13 protein-coding genes are annotated in these 13,210 nt (G+C 66.6%); 3 read left to right on the plus strand and 10 right to left on the minus strand.

Annotated features, from left to right (window positions below):
• Window positions 1-133: 133 nt before the first annotated feature.
• Complete coding sequence (locus tag AB0M65_RS35665; RefSeq protein ID WP_364038095.1) at window positions 134-778, minus strand: DUF4190 domain-containing protein; 645 nt, start codon at window positions 776-778, stop codon at window positions 134-136.
• A 120-nt stretch (window positions 779-898) separates the two neighbouring features.
• Complete coding sequence (gene shbA, locus AB0M65_RS35670; RefSeq protein WP_364038098.1) at window positions 899-2,080, minus strand: RNA polymerase sigma factor ShbA; 1,182 nt, start codon at window positions 2,078-2,080, stop codon at window positions 899-901.
• 201 nt (window positions 2,081-2,281) lie between these two features.
• On the opposite strand from shbA, the gene AB0M65_RS35675 reads away from it, so the two are divergent.
• Window positions 2,282-2,533, plus strand: a complete 252-nt coding sequence (locus tag AB0M65_RS35675; RefSeq protein ID WP_364038101.1) for a WhiB family transcriptional regulator — start codon at window positions 2,282-2,284, stop codon at window positions 2,531-2,533.
• A gap of 96 nt (window positions 2,534-2,629) precedes the next feature.
• On the opposite strand, the gene AB0M65_RS35680 is transcribed toward AB0M65_RS35675, so the two are convergent.
• Together AB0M65_RS35680 and AB0M65_RS35685 are read right to left on the minus strand one after the other, a co-directional pair.
• Window positions 2,630-4,195 (minus strand): MDR family MFS transporter, encoded by a 1,566-nt coding sequence (locus AB0M65_RS35680; RefSeq protein ID WP_364038104.1) that lies wholly within the window; start codon window positions 4,193-4,195, stop codon window positions 2,630-2,632.
• A gap of 36 nt (window positions 4,196-4,231) precedes the next feature.
• Complete coding sequence (locus AB0M65_RS35685; RefSeq protein ID WP_364038107.1) at window positions 4,232-4,858, minus strand: TetR/AcrR family transcriptional regulator; 627 nt, start codon at window positions 4,856-4,858, stop codon at window positions 4,232-4,234.
• Window positions 4,859-4,957: 99 nt separating this feature from the next.
• Between AB0M65_RS35685 and AB0M65_RS35690 the strand changes: the two genes are divergently transcribed.
• Window positions 4,958-5,701: an SDR family NAD(P)-dependent oxidoreductase gene (locus AB0M65_RS35690; protein WP_364038110.1), complete on the plus strand. Its 744-nt coding sequence runs from the start codon at window positions 4,958-4,960 to the stop codon at window positions 5,699-5,701.
• Between the two features lie 175 nt (window positions 5,702-5,876).
• The gene (locus tag AB0M65_RS35695; RefSeq protein WP_364038113.1) at window positions 5,877-7,076 is read left to right on the plus strand and encodes an LCP family protein; all 1,200 of its coding nucleotides are present in this window, start codon (window positions 5,877-5,879) and stop codon (window positions 7,074-7,076) included.
• Window positions 7,077-7,242: 166 nt separating this feature from the next.
• Here the strand turns inward: AB0M65_RS35695 and AB0M65_RS35700 are convergent, their stop codons facing one another.
• The 6 genes from AB0M65_RS35700 to AB0M65_RS35725 all read right to left on the minus strand — a co-directional run bounded on the left by AB0M65_RS35700 (window position 7,243) and on the right by AB0M65_RS35725 (window position 13,067).
• A complete protein-coding gene (locus tag AB0M65_RS35700; RefSeq protein WP_364038116.1) occupies window positions 7,243-8,430 on the minus strand; it encodes an acyl-CoA dehydrogenase family protein in 1,188 nt (395 codons plus the stop codon).
• Window position 8,431: 1 nt separating this feature from the next.
• Entirely contained in the window at window positions 8,432-9,361 is a 930-nt protein-coding gene (locus tag AB0M65_RS35705) for a 3-hydroxyacyl-CoA dehydrogenase NAD-binding domain-containing protein (RefSeq protein WP_364038119.1), read from the minus strand.
• Complete coding sequence (locus AB0M65_RS35710; RefSeq protein ID WP_364038122.1) at window positions 9,358-10,104, minus strand: acetoacetate decarboxylase; 747 nt, start codon at window positions 10,102-10,104, stop codon at window positions 9,358-9,360. The genes AB0M65_RS35705 and AB0M65_RS35710 overlap by 4 nt, the downstream gene beginning before the upstream one ends.
• A 1-nt stretch (window position 10,105) precedes the next feature.
• Window positions 10,106-10,873, minus strand: a complete 768-nt coding sequence (locus tag AB0M65_RS35715) for a crotonase/enoyl-CoA hydratase family protein (RefSeq protein ID WP_364038125.1) — start codon at window positions 10,871-10,873, stop codon at window positions 10,106-10,108.
• A 9-nt stretch (window positions 10,874-10,882) separates the two neighbouring features.
• Window positions 10,883-12,040, minus strand: coding sequence for a CoA transferase (locus AB0M65_RS35720; protein WP_364038128.1), 1,158 nt, complete (start codon window positions 12,038-12,040; stop codon window positions 10,883-10,885).
• Window positions 12,041-12,158: 118 nt separating this feature from the next.
• Window positions 12,159-13,067: a LysR family transcriptional regulator gene (locus AB0M65_RS35725; RefSeq protein ID WP_364038131.1), complete on the minus strand. Its 909-nt coding sequence runs from the start codon at window positions 13,065-13,067 to the stop codon at window positions 12,159-12,161.
• Window positions 13,068-13,210: the final 143 nt, after the last annotated feature.

The raw sequence follows: 13,210 nt of genomic DNA on the forward strand, positions 1-13,210 counted from the left end.
CCCCGCAAAACACTGGACTGGCTTACACCCCAAGAAAAACTCAACCTGCTACTGTCCTAAATAGAGCATGTTGCGACGACCGCATGAATCCGCCCAACCCAAAACACTCACGACCACCGTGACCCTTACGACCTCAGTTGCCGAGGGCGCCGATGTTGTCGTTCGCCTGCGCGACGCCGTAGCCTTCGGCGCTGGCTTCCTTGATGAGCTTGCCGTCGACCTCGATGGTCACCTTGATCGCGCCCTTGCCACCGCCCTGCGCCAGGATGCTCACCATCTGCAGTGCTTCGCCGCCCGGAAGCTTGATGGTCTTCTCCCACGGGAGCTTGACGTTGGCTTCCTGGCTGCTGGTGGTCATCCCGTCGGTCGTGTAGGTGATGTTTCCCGCCTTGGCGCCACCGGTCCCGGTCACTCGGTAGACCACGGTGTGCTCGCCTGCCGCTTGCTTGGCGGGCTCCTGCGGGGGCGCCCCCGCTTCGTTGCCCGGCGATGCGCCAGGCACCGAAATGGGTGCTGTCGGGAGCGTGTTCGCGGCGTCCACGACGGCTTTGCTGAACGCGACGGTCCACAGGATGCACACGATCAGGCCGAGCGCGGACAGGACGACACCGGCCAGCGCGAGACCTTTGTTGGTCGCCACGCCGCTTCGCGCGCGGGAAAACCCGATCGCGGCGAGAATGAGGCCGACGATGACCAGCGGCCAGGCGATGACACCGACGAACGGAATCGGGGAGAAAAGCAGGCCGACGAGGCCGAGGACGAATCCCGCGGTGCCCAATCCGTTACGTGGAGGCGTGCTTACGGGTGCCGCCTGAGGGGGGTACGGCGAGGGAGTGGTCACGATGATCCTTTCGCATGTCTTCGCGTGGAGATCGCCGTGGCGTATTCCCGTGTTACTTCATTCCTGTTCTTCGGTGAGGATTTTACGAAGTCGCGTCAAAGCGCGGTGCTGAGCCACCCGTACCGCGCCCGCGGTTGAACCGACCACAGCGGCGGTTTCTTCCGCGGACAAACCGACGACGATCCGCAATACGACGATTTCCCGCTGCTTGTCCGGCAGGATTCGCAGCAATTCGCCCATCCGGTCGCTTAATTCGTTGTGCAGTGTGTGCTGTTCCGGTCCGGCGGAATCCGAGACGCCGTCGGGGATTTCGGCGACGGGCTCGGAACGGTTGCGGGCGGCGGCACGGCGCGCGTCGGCGACCTTGTGGTGCGCGATGCCGTAGACGAACGCGAGGAACGGCCGTCCGCGTTCGCGGTAGGCGGGCAGCGCCCGGAGGATCGCCAGGCACACCTCCTGCGCGACGTCGTCCGCCGAGGCGTACGTCCGTTCCTGTCTGCCGACCCGCGCCCGGCAGTACCGGACCACGAGCGGGCGGATGGTGGTCAGCAGCTGGTTCAGCGCTCGCGGGTCGCCCTGGCCCGCGGCCTCGACGGGCCCGTCGAGGGAGTACCAGTGGGCCGGGGTCACCGGTTCGGGCTCGGCCCCCGCCGGGGCACCCGGCTCCACCAGGGCGAGCTCACGGATCATCGCGCGGTTCTTGATCCGGGACAGCGTGTCCTCGACGTCGAGCCCCACCCGCAGCGCGTCGACGAAGGCGCCGTTGGCGTTGTCCAGGCTGTCGACGAACCCGGGATCGTTCTCCTCCAGGCGGCTCCGCGCGTGCCGCAGTGTCGCGCCGACGGCCTCGTCCGCGATTCCGAGCACCCCGGCGATCTCGCCGGGGGTGAAACCGTCCAGTGACCAGGCCATCCCGAGTTGCTGGCGTTTCGGGAGCCGCCCCAGGATGGTCAGGACGGACGACGCCTCATCGGCGAGGGTGGCGAGCTTGTCTTCCCTGGCGGCGTCGGTGAACGCCCAGTCCGCCCGCACCGCGGTCTGCTCTTTCGCCCGCCGGTGCCCGACCCGGCGAACCCATGACTTCGGATGGGTGATGGTCCGCCAGTCCTCGTAGGCGTTGAGCATCGCCTCCGCCGCCGCGTCCCGCGCCGGGTCGAGTGCGAACCCGGCCTTGCACAGAAAGCCGGTGAGCAGCGGAAAATCGGCGTGGAAGAACTCGTCGAACTCGTCGTGGCCCATCACCCGCACTCACCGCTCTCAGCCGCCGGACGAGATTGCCCTCACAGGACAGGTGCAGTGAGCGGGCCGCTGAGTGTAACGATCCGATCAAGGTGATCCGCCGCCGCTGCCACACCGGGTACCTGGATGGAGACCCGGCAATCCGATGGGGAAGTCGTTTGACGGGGAATGGACCATTAGGGATAAGGAGGTGATAGGAAAATGGAAATGATGATGGCAGGCGATCTGAGCGAGGCCGCTTGCCGAGGTGAGGATCCAGAACTGTTCTTCCCGGTCACCGAAACCGGTCCCGGCGCACGGCAGGTGACCAGGGCGAAAGCCGTCTGCGCGCGGTGCCCGGTCACTTCGGCCTGCCTGGCCTACGCCTTGGACAACGGACTCGCGCATGGCGTTTTCGGCGGGTTGACCGGCAGCGAACGGCGCCGTCCGCTTCGTGTCCGCAGCGCGGCCTGAAACCACGAACTCGCGCAACCGAATTTCCATCGTTGATTTCGTGCGCGAAAAAAGAGGGGCCCGGTTCGGGTGAACCGGGCCTCTCTCGTGCGGGGGTCAGACGCCCGCGGTCTCCTCGGCCAGTCGTTCGTTCCCCGACTGGGTCTTCAGCGGTTTGTGCTTGAGGAACGCGACGGCGACGATCACCAGCAGCGCGATCGGCGCGCTGATCAGGAACAATTCGCTGGTCGCCTCGCCGTACGCGGTGCGGACGACGTTCGCGACCGGTTCGGGCAGCGTGGCGATGTTCGGTACCGCGCCGCCTTCGCCGCCGCCGGGCAGCGGGCCGAGGCCGTCGGTGATCAACGCGGTGACCCGGTTGGCGAGCACCGCGCCCAGCGCGCTCACCCCGATCGAGCCGCCGAGGCTGCGGAAGAACGACAGCGTCGACGTCGCCGTGCCGAGATCCTGCGCGTCGACCTCGTTCTGCGCCACCAGTACGAGGTTCTGCATCAGCATGCCGACGCCGATACCGAGGACCATCATGTACGCGCCGAGCACGACGAGGTTCGTCTTCGCGTCGAGCGTGCCCAGCAGGGCAAGGCCGGCGGTCATCAGCACCGCGCCGGTCAGCAGGTGGCTCTTCCACTGGCCGGTCCGGCTGATCAGCTGGCCCGAGATCGTCGAGGACAGGAGGAGACCGAAGATCATCGGCAGGCTCAGCAGCCCGGCCACCGTCGGCGACTTGCCGAGTGAAAGCTGGAAGTACTGCGACAGGAACACCGTCCCGCCGAACATCGCGACACCGACGAGGAAACTCGCGAGGGTGGTCAGCGTGATCGTGCGGTTGCGGAACATGCTCAGCGGCAGGATCGGCTCGGTCACCTTCGACTCGACGTAGACGGCGAGGGCGAGGATCACCACACCGGCGGTCACCAGGCCCACCGTCCACCAGGAGCCCCAGGCGAACTGGTGCCCGGCCAGCGACGACCACACCAGCAGCGTCGAGACACCGGCCATGATCAGGAACGCGCCGAGGTAGTCGACCTTCACGTCACGCCGGATCGTCGGCAGGTTCAGGGTGCGCTGCAGCAGGAGGATCGCCGCGATCGCGAACGGGACACCGAGGAAGAAGCACCAGCGCCACCCGAGCCACGAGGTGTCCACCATGACCCCGCCGATCAGCGGGCCCGCGATGGTACCGACGGCGAACACGGCACCGAAGACCCCCGAGTACTTCCCGAGTTCACGCGGCGAGACGATCGCCGCCATGATCACCTGGGCGAGCGCGGTCAGCCCGCCTGCCCCGATGCCCTGCGCGACCCGGCTGCCGATCAGGAGCTCGATGTTGCCCGCGAACCCGGCGACCAGCGAGCCGACCACGAACAGCCCGAGTGACAGCTGGATCAGCAGTTTCTTGTTGTACAGATCGGCGAGTTTGCCCCAGAGCGGGACGGTCGCGGTCATCGCGAGCAGTTCGGTGGTGACGACCCAGGTATAGGAGGACTGCGAACCGCCGAGTTCGGAGACGATCCGCGGCAGCGCGTTCGCGACCACCGTCGAGGCGAGGATGGCCACGAACATGCCCATCATCAGGCCGGACATCGCTTCGAGAACTTGTTTCCGGCTCATCGAACCGGCCGAAGCCTCCGGTTCTCGTGGTTCGCTGGTGGATACGGACATGGTGGTCCCCCTTCGTATTCTGTGGTGCCGTGCGCGTCAGTGCGCGCGGCCGCCGGGCTCCGGGAGCCCGGCGAGAAGCATTTCGACGGCTTGGTCCAGCAGTTCGAGTGCGGACACCCGGCCGTCGTGCTGGTACCAGAGAATGAGTGCGGCGTTGACCGCGCCGCCGAGCGTGGCCAGCAGCAGGGCCGGGTACAGCTCCGCCTTGGGATCGACACCGGCGCGGAGCGCGATCGCCTCGATCGTCGGCCCGATGGTCTCGTGGTTCATGGCCACCGCGCGCGAATGCAGGGTGGCGTTCTCCTGGATGGCCTTCATCCGGCCGAGCCACTCTTCGCGGTTCTCGTCGACCTGGGCGAATTCTTCTTTGACAGCGTCGACGAAGGCCCGCGCCGTGCCGATTTCCTTCGGGGTGGCAAGGAATTTCTCGATGGTGCGCTGCGACCGTTCGGCGTAGTCGGCGTTGGCGATCACCACAGCGTCCTCTTTGGACGCGAAGTAGTTGAAGAACGTGCGCGGCGAAACCCCCGCCGCCGCGCTGATGTCCTCGACCGTCACGTTGTCCAGACCACGATCGGCGACGAGCCGGACGGCGGTGGTCGCCAGCGCGCGGTGGGTTTCCAGCCGCTTGCGCTCGCGAAGACCCTTGACGGGTTCGGTCATGGACGCCACGATACGGCAAAGAATGCAGAGACTGCAAAATTGCAGTTTGTGAACCGTGCCACTGCCCGTCGGCGATGCGTGACCTGGCAGACTGCGCCCGTGAGCGGAACGGTGCTGGTACTGGGCGGGCGCAGCGAGATCGGCCTCGCGGTCGCGGAGCGGCTCGCCAAGGGCGGGGCGGGCAAGATCGTGCTGGCCGCACGGCGGAGCGCGGATCTTGGCGCGGAGTCCGAGCGGCTGCTGGCCGCGGGTGCGGCGACGGTCGGCACGGTGGAATTCGACGCCGACGACCTCGACGGGCACGGCCCGTTCCTGGAGAAGGTCGTCGCGGAGCACGGGCCGCTGGAAGTCGTCGTCACCGCTTTCGGGGTCCTCGGCGACCAGGAACGCGCCGAAGCGGACGCCGCGCACGCCGTCGCGATCGTGCACACCGACTACGTGGCTCACGTGAGTGTGCTGACGCGAGTGGCCACTGTGCTTCGTGGGCAAGGCAGCGGAAGTCTCGTCGTGTTCTCGTCGGTCGCCGGGGTGCGGGTGCGGCGCGCGAACTACGTCTACGGATCGGCCAAGGCGGGTCTCGACGGTTTCGCGAGCGGCTTGGCCGACGCCCTGCATGGCACCGGCGTCCATCTGCTGCTTGTCCGGCCAGGGTTCGTGATCGGCAGGATGACCGAGGGCATGTCGCCGGCGCCGTTCTCGAGCACGCCCGATCAGGTCGCCGACGCGACGGTCGCGGCACTTCGGAAACGCCGGGATACCGTGTGGGTGCCGGGACTGCTGAGGCTGGTGTTCGCGGTGATGCGCCTGGTGCCACGGGCGATCTGGCGCCGGATGCCCCGCTGAGGAAGCGGAGCGCGGTCGAGTCGGCACACGCTGTCGCGATCGGTTGTCTGCTTGATCACTTTCGCTGGTCTAAACGGGCTTTAAGACGCAGTCATGACAAGTTTCTCAGCTGATTCCCAGCTAACACGGTGATCCTCGAAGGCGGGGGATCATTCACGGAAGCGGGGAGAAGGTCGTGCTGCTCACGTCGCGAGGACGGCGGATAGGCGGCCGCGTCGCACTGGGCCTGGTGTCGACGGCCGTGCTGGGGGTCACGGGATTCGCGTGGACCCAGTTGAGCCGGTTGAACGAAGGGATCGTCACGGCCGATGTGATCGCACCCTCGGCCCAGATGCCCGACGGCCCGCCCGGCGAACCGCTGAAGGTGGCGCAGAACATCCTGCTCGTCGGAATCGACTCACGCACGGACACCAACGGGAACCCGTTGCCACAGAACGTGCTCGACGCGTTGCACGCCGGAGCCGGAAACGCCGGCGGCGACACCACCGACACCATGATCGTGGTCCACATCCCGGCGGGTGGCGCCGCGGCGACCGCCATCTCCATCCCACGCGATTCCTATGTGGACATCGCGGGCGGGTTCGGGAAGCACAAGATCAACTCGGCGTACAGCCGCGGCAAGAACGCCGCGATGAGCTCGCTGCGCACGCAGGGCCTGTCCGGCGCCCAGCTGGAGGTCAAGGCCAACGAGGCGGGCGCGAAACTCACGATCCAGACGATCGAGCAGTTCACCGGGCTGTCGATCAACCACTACGCCGCGGTGAACCTTGCCGGGTTCTCGGCGCTGAGTGAGGCCATCGGCGGCGTTGAGGTCTGTCTCAAGGCACCGGTGCAGGACAGGTTTTCAGGGGCTTCGTTCCCGGCCGGGAAGCAGCTGCTTTCGGGACCGCAGGCGCTCGCTTTCGTACGGCAGCGGCACGGGCTGCCCAGCGACCTCGACCGCATCGCGCGGCAGCAGGCGTTCCTTTCGAGTATGGCCAAAACCGTCCTGGACGCCGGGACGTTCACCGACCCCCTGAAGCTGAGTGGTCTCGTCGGGGCGATCCAGGGAGCGGTCGTGCTCGACCGTGGCTGGGACATCCTGAGCCTCGCGCAGCAAATGCGGGGGATGAGCTCGGGGGCACTGAAGTTCCAGACGATCCCGGTACAGAGCCTTTCGCTGCCGACGCCGTCCGACGGTGACGCCGTCAAGGTGGATCCGGCCGAGGTGCGGGCGTTCGTGAAGACCGCCCTGACGTCGACGAGCGTCGCGGCGGTGGGGGAGCCGACGGGCGGGATCGGGATCAAGCCGGTGGCGGCCATTTCTTCTTCGTCCGCTCCGCCTTCGTCCACTTCACCGCCTTCGTCCACTTCACCGGCCGGCTGCGTGAACTAGAAGTCGTCTCATGCGTGCTTGAAAGTCGATCATGCGTGCTTGAAAGTCGATCATGCGTGCTTGAAAGTCGTCTCATGCGTGCTTGAAAGTCGATCACGCGTGCTTGAAGGCGGATCTCACGAGATCCGCCTTCAAGCACGAATGATCGACCTTCAAGCACGAATGATCACACGAAGGCGCTTTGGCCGGTGATGGCCTTCCCGACGATCAGCGTGTTCATCTCCCGGGTGCCTTCGAACGAGTAGATCGCCTCGGCGTCGGTGAAGAACCGCATGATGTCGTTGTCCAGCACGATCCCGTTGCCACCGAAGATCTCCCGGCCCCAGGCGACGACCTCCCGCATCCGCGAGGTCACGAACGCCTTGGCCAGCGACGAGTGCTCGTCCTTGAAGATCCCCGCGTCCTGCAACCGCGCGAGCTGCACCAGCATGCCCCACGACGCGGTGATGTTGCCGAGGCTCTTCACCAGCATGTCCTGCACCATCTGGAATCGCGCGATCGGACGGCCGAACTGCTTGCGCTCCTTGGCGTAGTCCAGCGCGAGTTCGTAGGCGCCGATCATCACGCCCAATCCTTGCCAGGCAACGCCGCCACGGGTCGCGCGCAGGATCTCGGCGACGTCGCGGAACGAGTTGATGCCCTGCAGCCGGTTGGCCTCCGGCACCCGGACGTCGGTCAGCGTGATCTCCGCGTTCTCCACGATCCGGAACGCGAACTTGTTCTCGATCTTGACCGGGACGAATCCGGGTGAGTCCTTCTCGACCACGAAACCCTTGACGTTGTTGTCATCCTCGTCGCGGGCCCACACGATCACCAGGTCGGCGAACGTCGCGTTCCCGATCCACTTCTTGGCACCGTTCAGGATCCAGGTGTCACCATCACGCTTCGCTGTGGTGCGCATGCCGCCCGCGACGTCGGAGCCACCGAGTGGTTCGGTCATCGCGAACGCGCCGATCTTGTCCATCGCGGCCATCGAGGGGAGCCAGCGGTCACGCTGCTCCTGGTCGCCGCCCGAGTAGATGCTGTACATCGCGAGTCCGTTGTGGACACCGAAGAACGTGGCCACGGAAGGATCCGTGCGGGTCATCTCCATCGCCATCATGCCGCTGAGCAGGTGGCTCGTGGCCGGAAGGTGCTCGCCGTAGCCCTCGTAGGGCAGCCCGGCGAGGCCTTGTTCGCGGAACTTGCCGACGAGCTCGTGCGGGAACTCGCCCTTCGCCCAGTACTCGTTCACGAGCGGCTTGACCTCGGTGCGCATGAAGTCGCGTGCCTTGAGCAGCAGTTTGCGCTCCTCGTCCGGCAGCAGGGCTTCGTAGTCGTAGAAGTCGGCGGTCAGCTGGTCTTCGAAGCTCATCTCAGTTCTCCTCCGTACGGGCACTGTCCAAAGCGGACAGCACCGCGAGCTGCTTGCGGTCGCGCGCCTCGGCGAGTTCCGAGTACGTGGAGGAGCCGTAAGCGGATTCCACGGCTTCGATGAGCCGTTCCTGTTCTTCCGGATTCTGCGAGGGCTGGCCGAGGCCCGCCCACATCTGCTTCATCGACTTGCCGATGTGCTCGGCCATATGCCGGTAGCCGCCGGGGCCGCCACCCAGATGCGAGCCGAGGAACGGCCCGGCGGTCGACCAGCGGATACCGAGCGAGTTCGTCATCACGGTGTCCACTTCGGACGGTGTCACGACACCCTGTTCCACCAGGTAGATCGCCTCGCGGCTCAGCGCGTTCTGCAGCCGGTTTCCGACGAAGCCGGGGATCTCTTTGCGTTCCACCACCGGGGTGCGCCCGACGAACCGGTAGAACTCCACGGCACGGTCCACCGACTCGGCACTGGTGCGCTCACCGGGTACGACCTCGACCAGCGGGATCAGATGCGGTGGGTTGAAAGGGTGTCCGATGAGGACTCGCGACGCGTCTTCGAGGTCTGCCGCGAACGCCGTCGAAGGGATCGCCGAGGACGAGCTGAGCAGCAGCGCGTGCGACGGCGCCTCACGGACCAGGGTCGCGAACAGGTCCTGTTTGAACTCGACGTTCTCAGGCCCGTTCTCCTGCACGACATCCGCGTGCTGGACGGCTTCCTTGACATCGGTGGCGAGGTGGACGCGAGGGGCGAGGTCCGCGGCGTCCTGGCCGAGATGCGGGGCGAAGGCCTCCAGTGCGCCGGCGACGGCGTCCGCGAGGTCCGGCCGCGGGTCCGAGACCCAGACGTCCATTCCGTGCGAGGCGAACAACGCCGTCCACGACAGGCCGATCGTGCCCGCGCCGATCACCGCGGCGGTGCGAAAAGTCATGACCGTGCTCCCTTCAAGTAGTCGAAGACCGGCTTGACCGGGGCGAGTGTCAGGTCGGTGAGGATGTGGCTCGCGGAAACGACCTCCAGCACCGGGAGATCGGCCAGCGGCGCCAGGACGTGCTGGAACAGTTGCAGCCGTGCGGGTCCGGTCCACGCTTGGATGACCACCACATCGGTGATCTCGGTGCGGACCAGTTCGAAGACCCGGGGCGAACCGTCGTAGTCCGGGATGGTCTTGAGCATGAACGTCGGCACGGTGATCTGTGCTTCGGCCTCGCGGACGTCCAGCCGGTGGTGCTTGTAACCCATGGTCGCGGTCGCGACGCGCTGGCTGCCGTAGTCGAGCGTCCCGACGAGCGCGCCGTTCTCGGCGAACAACTCCGGCGAGCCGATGGTCTTCGGGTAGGCGCTGATCTCGCGTCCGGACGCGGTCGCCGGGAAGTTGTCGAGGTACATCGCGTGCAGGTACTCGCCGCGCTCGCCCTCGAAACTCACCGGGATCGCCTGACCGGACTCGGTGTAGGGCCCGTAACCGCTGACGTCGCCCATCTTCATCACCTCGAACCGCACCAGCGGCTCGTCGATTTCTAGGGGCTCCGGGACGACGGCGCGCAGGGCGTCCGCGTCGGTGCGGTAGACGATGTTCAGGTACTCGCGGTTGGTGAACCGGGGCACCACCGGTGCGTACGCCGGATTCGTGAGCGGGGTGGTCACGTGCCGGAGAACTTCTTGCTGCTTCATCTCACTCACCTGTCCACTGTGGAGCGCGGCGCTCGGCGAAGGCCTGCATGCCTTCGCGGACGTCGGCCGACTTCATCAGCGCCGGCAGTTCCGAACGCTGGGTGGCAAACGCTTGCGCGTCCGGGACGCCGTCGGCGGCGCGGACGATCTTCTTGACCAGTGCCAGCGCCAGGGGAGCGTTGGCGGCGACCTGTTCGGCGAGTTGCAGCGCGACGGCCGCGGCCTCCCCGTCCGGGACGACCCGGTTCACCAGGCCCAGCCGTCCGGCGCGGTCGGCGCTGATCGGCTCACCGGTGAGCAGGAACTCCATCGCCAGGTGATGCGGGATCCGCTTCGGCAGCCGGAGCACGCCACCACCGGCGGCGATCAGCCCGCGTTTCACTTCGGGGAGCCCGAACTTCGCGTCTTCGGCGGCGACGATCAGGTCGCAGCCCAGCGCCAGTTCGAATCCGCCACCCATGGCCCAGCCTTCGACGGCGGCGATCAGCGGCTTCGACAACTCGGCTTCGGTCAGCCCGCCGAACCCGCGGCCGGGGATCTCGGGCGACTCGCCCTTGAGCGCCGCCTTGAGGTCCATACCCGCGCTGAACGAGCCGTCCGCGCCGGTCAGTACCCCGGCACGCAGGCCGGGATCGGCTTCCAGAAGGTCGAGTGCTTCGGCAAGGCCTGCCGCGACGGCGGCGTTGACCGCGTTGCGGGCCTGCGGCCGGTCGATCGTGATCAGCAGGGTGCTGCCGACCCGTTCGGTCCTTACTTCGTTGGTGCTCATGGTTTTCTCTCAGTGGGTGGTGGCGAGTTCACGCAGGACGTCTTCGGTGTCCTGACCCGGCAGGGGTGCCAGGCGCCGGACGGAACCGGGTGTCGCGGAGAACTTCACCGGGATGCCGATGGTGCGGATCGAGCCCTCGCTCGGGTGTTCGACGACGTCGAGCAGGTGGCCGTCGCGGACGTAGTCGTCGTCCTGCGCGGTGTCCAGTTCCAGGACCGGGGCCATCGGGATGCTGTGCTTCGCGCAGACCTCGGTCCACTCTTCGGTGGTCAGCGCCGGGGCGCAGTCGGCGATCATCCCGGCGAGCGCCTCGTGGTCGGCGCCGTCGATGGCGTCACCGTTGACGCGGGGGTCGTCGGCCAGTTCCGGCCGCCCGGCGGCGTGGAAGAAGTCGCGGAAATTCTGCGGGTTGTAGGGGATCACGCAGGCCATTCCGTCCTTGGTGTGCACGGCCTGGTGCCCGGGGTTCATCGACGGGCCGAAGCCGGTCGGGCTCTCCGCGGGCTCGAAAACGTGCCCGGCCAGGTGCTCGACGAGATTGAACGCGAGCAGCGTGTCGGTCATCGGGATCTCGACCCGCTGGCCCTCACCGGTCTTGTCGCGGTGCACCAGCGCCGCGAGCACGGTGTAGGCGATGGTCAGGGAGGAGACCTTGTCGCCGATGATCGTCGGCAGGTACACCGGCTTGCCCAGTGCGCGGTTCGCGACGTCGACCAGGCCGGACGCGGCCTGCACGGTCTCGTCGTAGGCGGCGTGGCCCGCGCGATCGGAGTCGCTGCGGAAGCCCTGCGCGTGGGCGTAGACCAGACCGGGGTTGCGCGCGGCGACGTCGGCGTAGTTCATGCCGAGCCTGCTGAGCGCTCCCGGGCGCATGTTGGTGATCAGCACGTCGGCGGTGTCGATCAGCTTGAGTGCCTGCTCGCGCTGCTCCTCGTCCTTCAGGTTGAGGGCGACACTGCGCTTGTTGCGGTTCACGTTCAGGTTGAGCGCGGTCATCCCCGGCGTCGTGCGGAACTTGCCCACCCGGACAGTGTCGGCGGGGGACTCGATCTTGATCACGTCGGCACCGAGGTCGCCAAGGATCTGCGCCGCGTACGGGCCCATGACCACCGTCGAGAGGTCGATCACGCGAACGCCGTCCAGCGGGCCGGTGGCTGTCTGAGTCATCTTGCTTCCCTTTCGCCGTTGTTCGCTCTACCACCGAAGTTAGGCGCGAATAGCGGAAAAGGGAATGATCAAGAAAAGCAGAATGGTATGACCACGGCGGTCATACCATTCTCCCTTGTCAGGTCGAAAGCGGTTCGGCGAAGATCTCGCGGACGCCTTCGATGAGTTCGCCGAGGTCGCCGTCCTCGGCGCGATCGCGCCGCCAGACCAGGGCGGTCTCCAGCTGGGGCCGGAAATCCGCGAACGGCAGGATGGTGGCGCCGTCGACGAGGAACAAGTGCATCGGGCTGGCCGGATCGAGCATGGTGATCGAGAACGACGACCCGTTCGCGACCAGTTCCGAGATGCCCGAATATTCGGTTCCGCCGACTTTGAGCCTTTTCTTGATACCCGCGTTCGACAATTTACGGTCCATGTCGTCGGAATAGGCGGGAATGCTTTCCGAAGCGGACGGGATATAGGACAGCTCACTCAATTCGCCGATGTCCACCGTTTCCCGCCCGGCGAACCGGTCGGCGGGTACGACGGCGCCGAGCCGCTCGATCTGCACCGGGATCATCTCCAGCGCGGGATCGGTCACCGGCATCCGGACCAGCGACAACGCGAGTTTGCCCTCGTGCACCGCGGCGACCAGGTCGGGTGTCGTCCCCGGCCAGCGTTTGAGTTCGAACCGGTCGTGACAGCGTTCTTCGAGCCGTTTGACGCGTTCCCGCAGAGCCGGGTGCACGCCGGCGGGCATCCCGACGAACACGGTGCTCCGCCGCGGTTGCACCGCTTCTCGCAGCCGCCAGGGAATCGCGTTGACCTGTTCGAGGACGTCCCGCGCGATCGGCAGCAACGCGGCACCCGCCGCGGTGAGCGTGACGTGGTGTGTACTGCGGTCGAACAGCCGGTGGCCGAGTTCGTGTTCGAGATCTTTGATGCGCTGGCTCAGCGGGGAAGCGGCCATATGCAGCTTCCTCGCCGCCTGGGAGAAGTTCAGTTCCTCGGCGACGGCCACGAAATACCGCAGGTGCAACATCTCCACGTGATCACCCTAGATCGTGGCCAGCCGCGACGCGACGGTAAGCGACGTGACCAGGCCGTGGGCCGGGCGAGCCTGGCGGCCGACGGAGCCCTCGATGGGGGTCGTGAGTGTTTTGGGTCGTTCAACCGACCCAAAACACTCAC

The sequence above is a fragment of the Amycolatopsis sp. NPDC051071 genome (genome assembly GCF_040682875.1).
GTDB lineage: Bacteria > Actinomycetota > Actinomycetes > Mycobacteriales > Pseudonocardiaceae > Amycolatopsis.

What these genes read in the sequence shown, in the direction of transcription:
- AB0M65_RS35710 (WP_364038122.1), bottom strand. Translation starts at nt 10,104, where the DNA reads ATGAAGCAGCAAGAAGTTCTCCGGCACGTGACCACCCCGCTCACGAAT.
- AB0M65_RS35675 (WP_364038101.1), top strand. Translation starts at nt 2,282, where the DNA reads ATGGAAATGATGATGGCAGGCGATCTGAGCGAGGCCGCTTGCCGAGGT.
- AB0M65_RS35720 (WP_364038128.1), bottom strand. Translation starts at nt 12,040, where the DNA reads ATGACTCAGACAGCCACCGGCCCGCTGGACGGCGTTCGCGTGATCGAC.
- AB0M65_RS35700 (WP_364038116.1), bottom strand. Translation starts at nt 8,430, where the DNA reads ATGAGCTTCGAAGACCAGCTGACCGCCGACTTCTACGACTACGAAGCC.
- AB0M65_RS35680 (WP_364038104.1), bottom strand. Translation starts at nt 4,195, where the DNA reads ATGTCCGTATCCACCAGCGAACCACGAGAACCGGAGGCTTCGGCCGGT.
- AB0M65_RS35685 (WP_364038107.1), bottom strand. Translation starts at nt 4,858, where the DNA reads ATGACCGAACCCGTCAAGGGTCTTCGCGAGCGCAAGCGGCTGGAAACC.
- AB0M65_RS35705 (WP_364038119.1), bottom strand. Translation starts at nt 9,361, where the DNA reads ATGACTTTTCGCACCGCCGCGGTGATCGGCGCGGGCACGATCGGCCTG.
- AB0M65_RS35715 (WP_364038125.1), bottom strand. Translation starts at nt 10,873, where the DNA reads ATGAGCACCAACGAAGTAAGGACCGAACGGGTCGGCAGCACCCTGCTG.
- shbA (WP_364038098.1), bottom strand. Translation starts at nt 2,080, where the DNA reads ATGGGCCACGACGAGTTCGACGAGTTCTTCCACGCCGATTTTCCGCTG.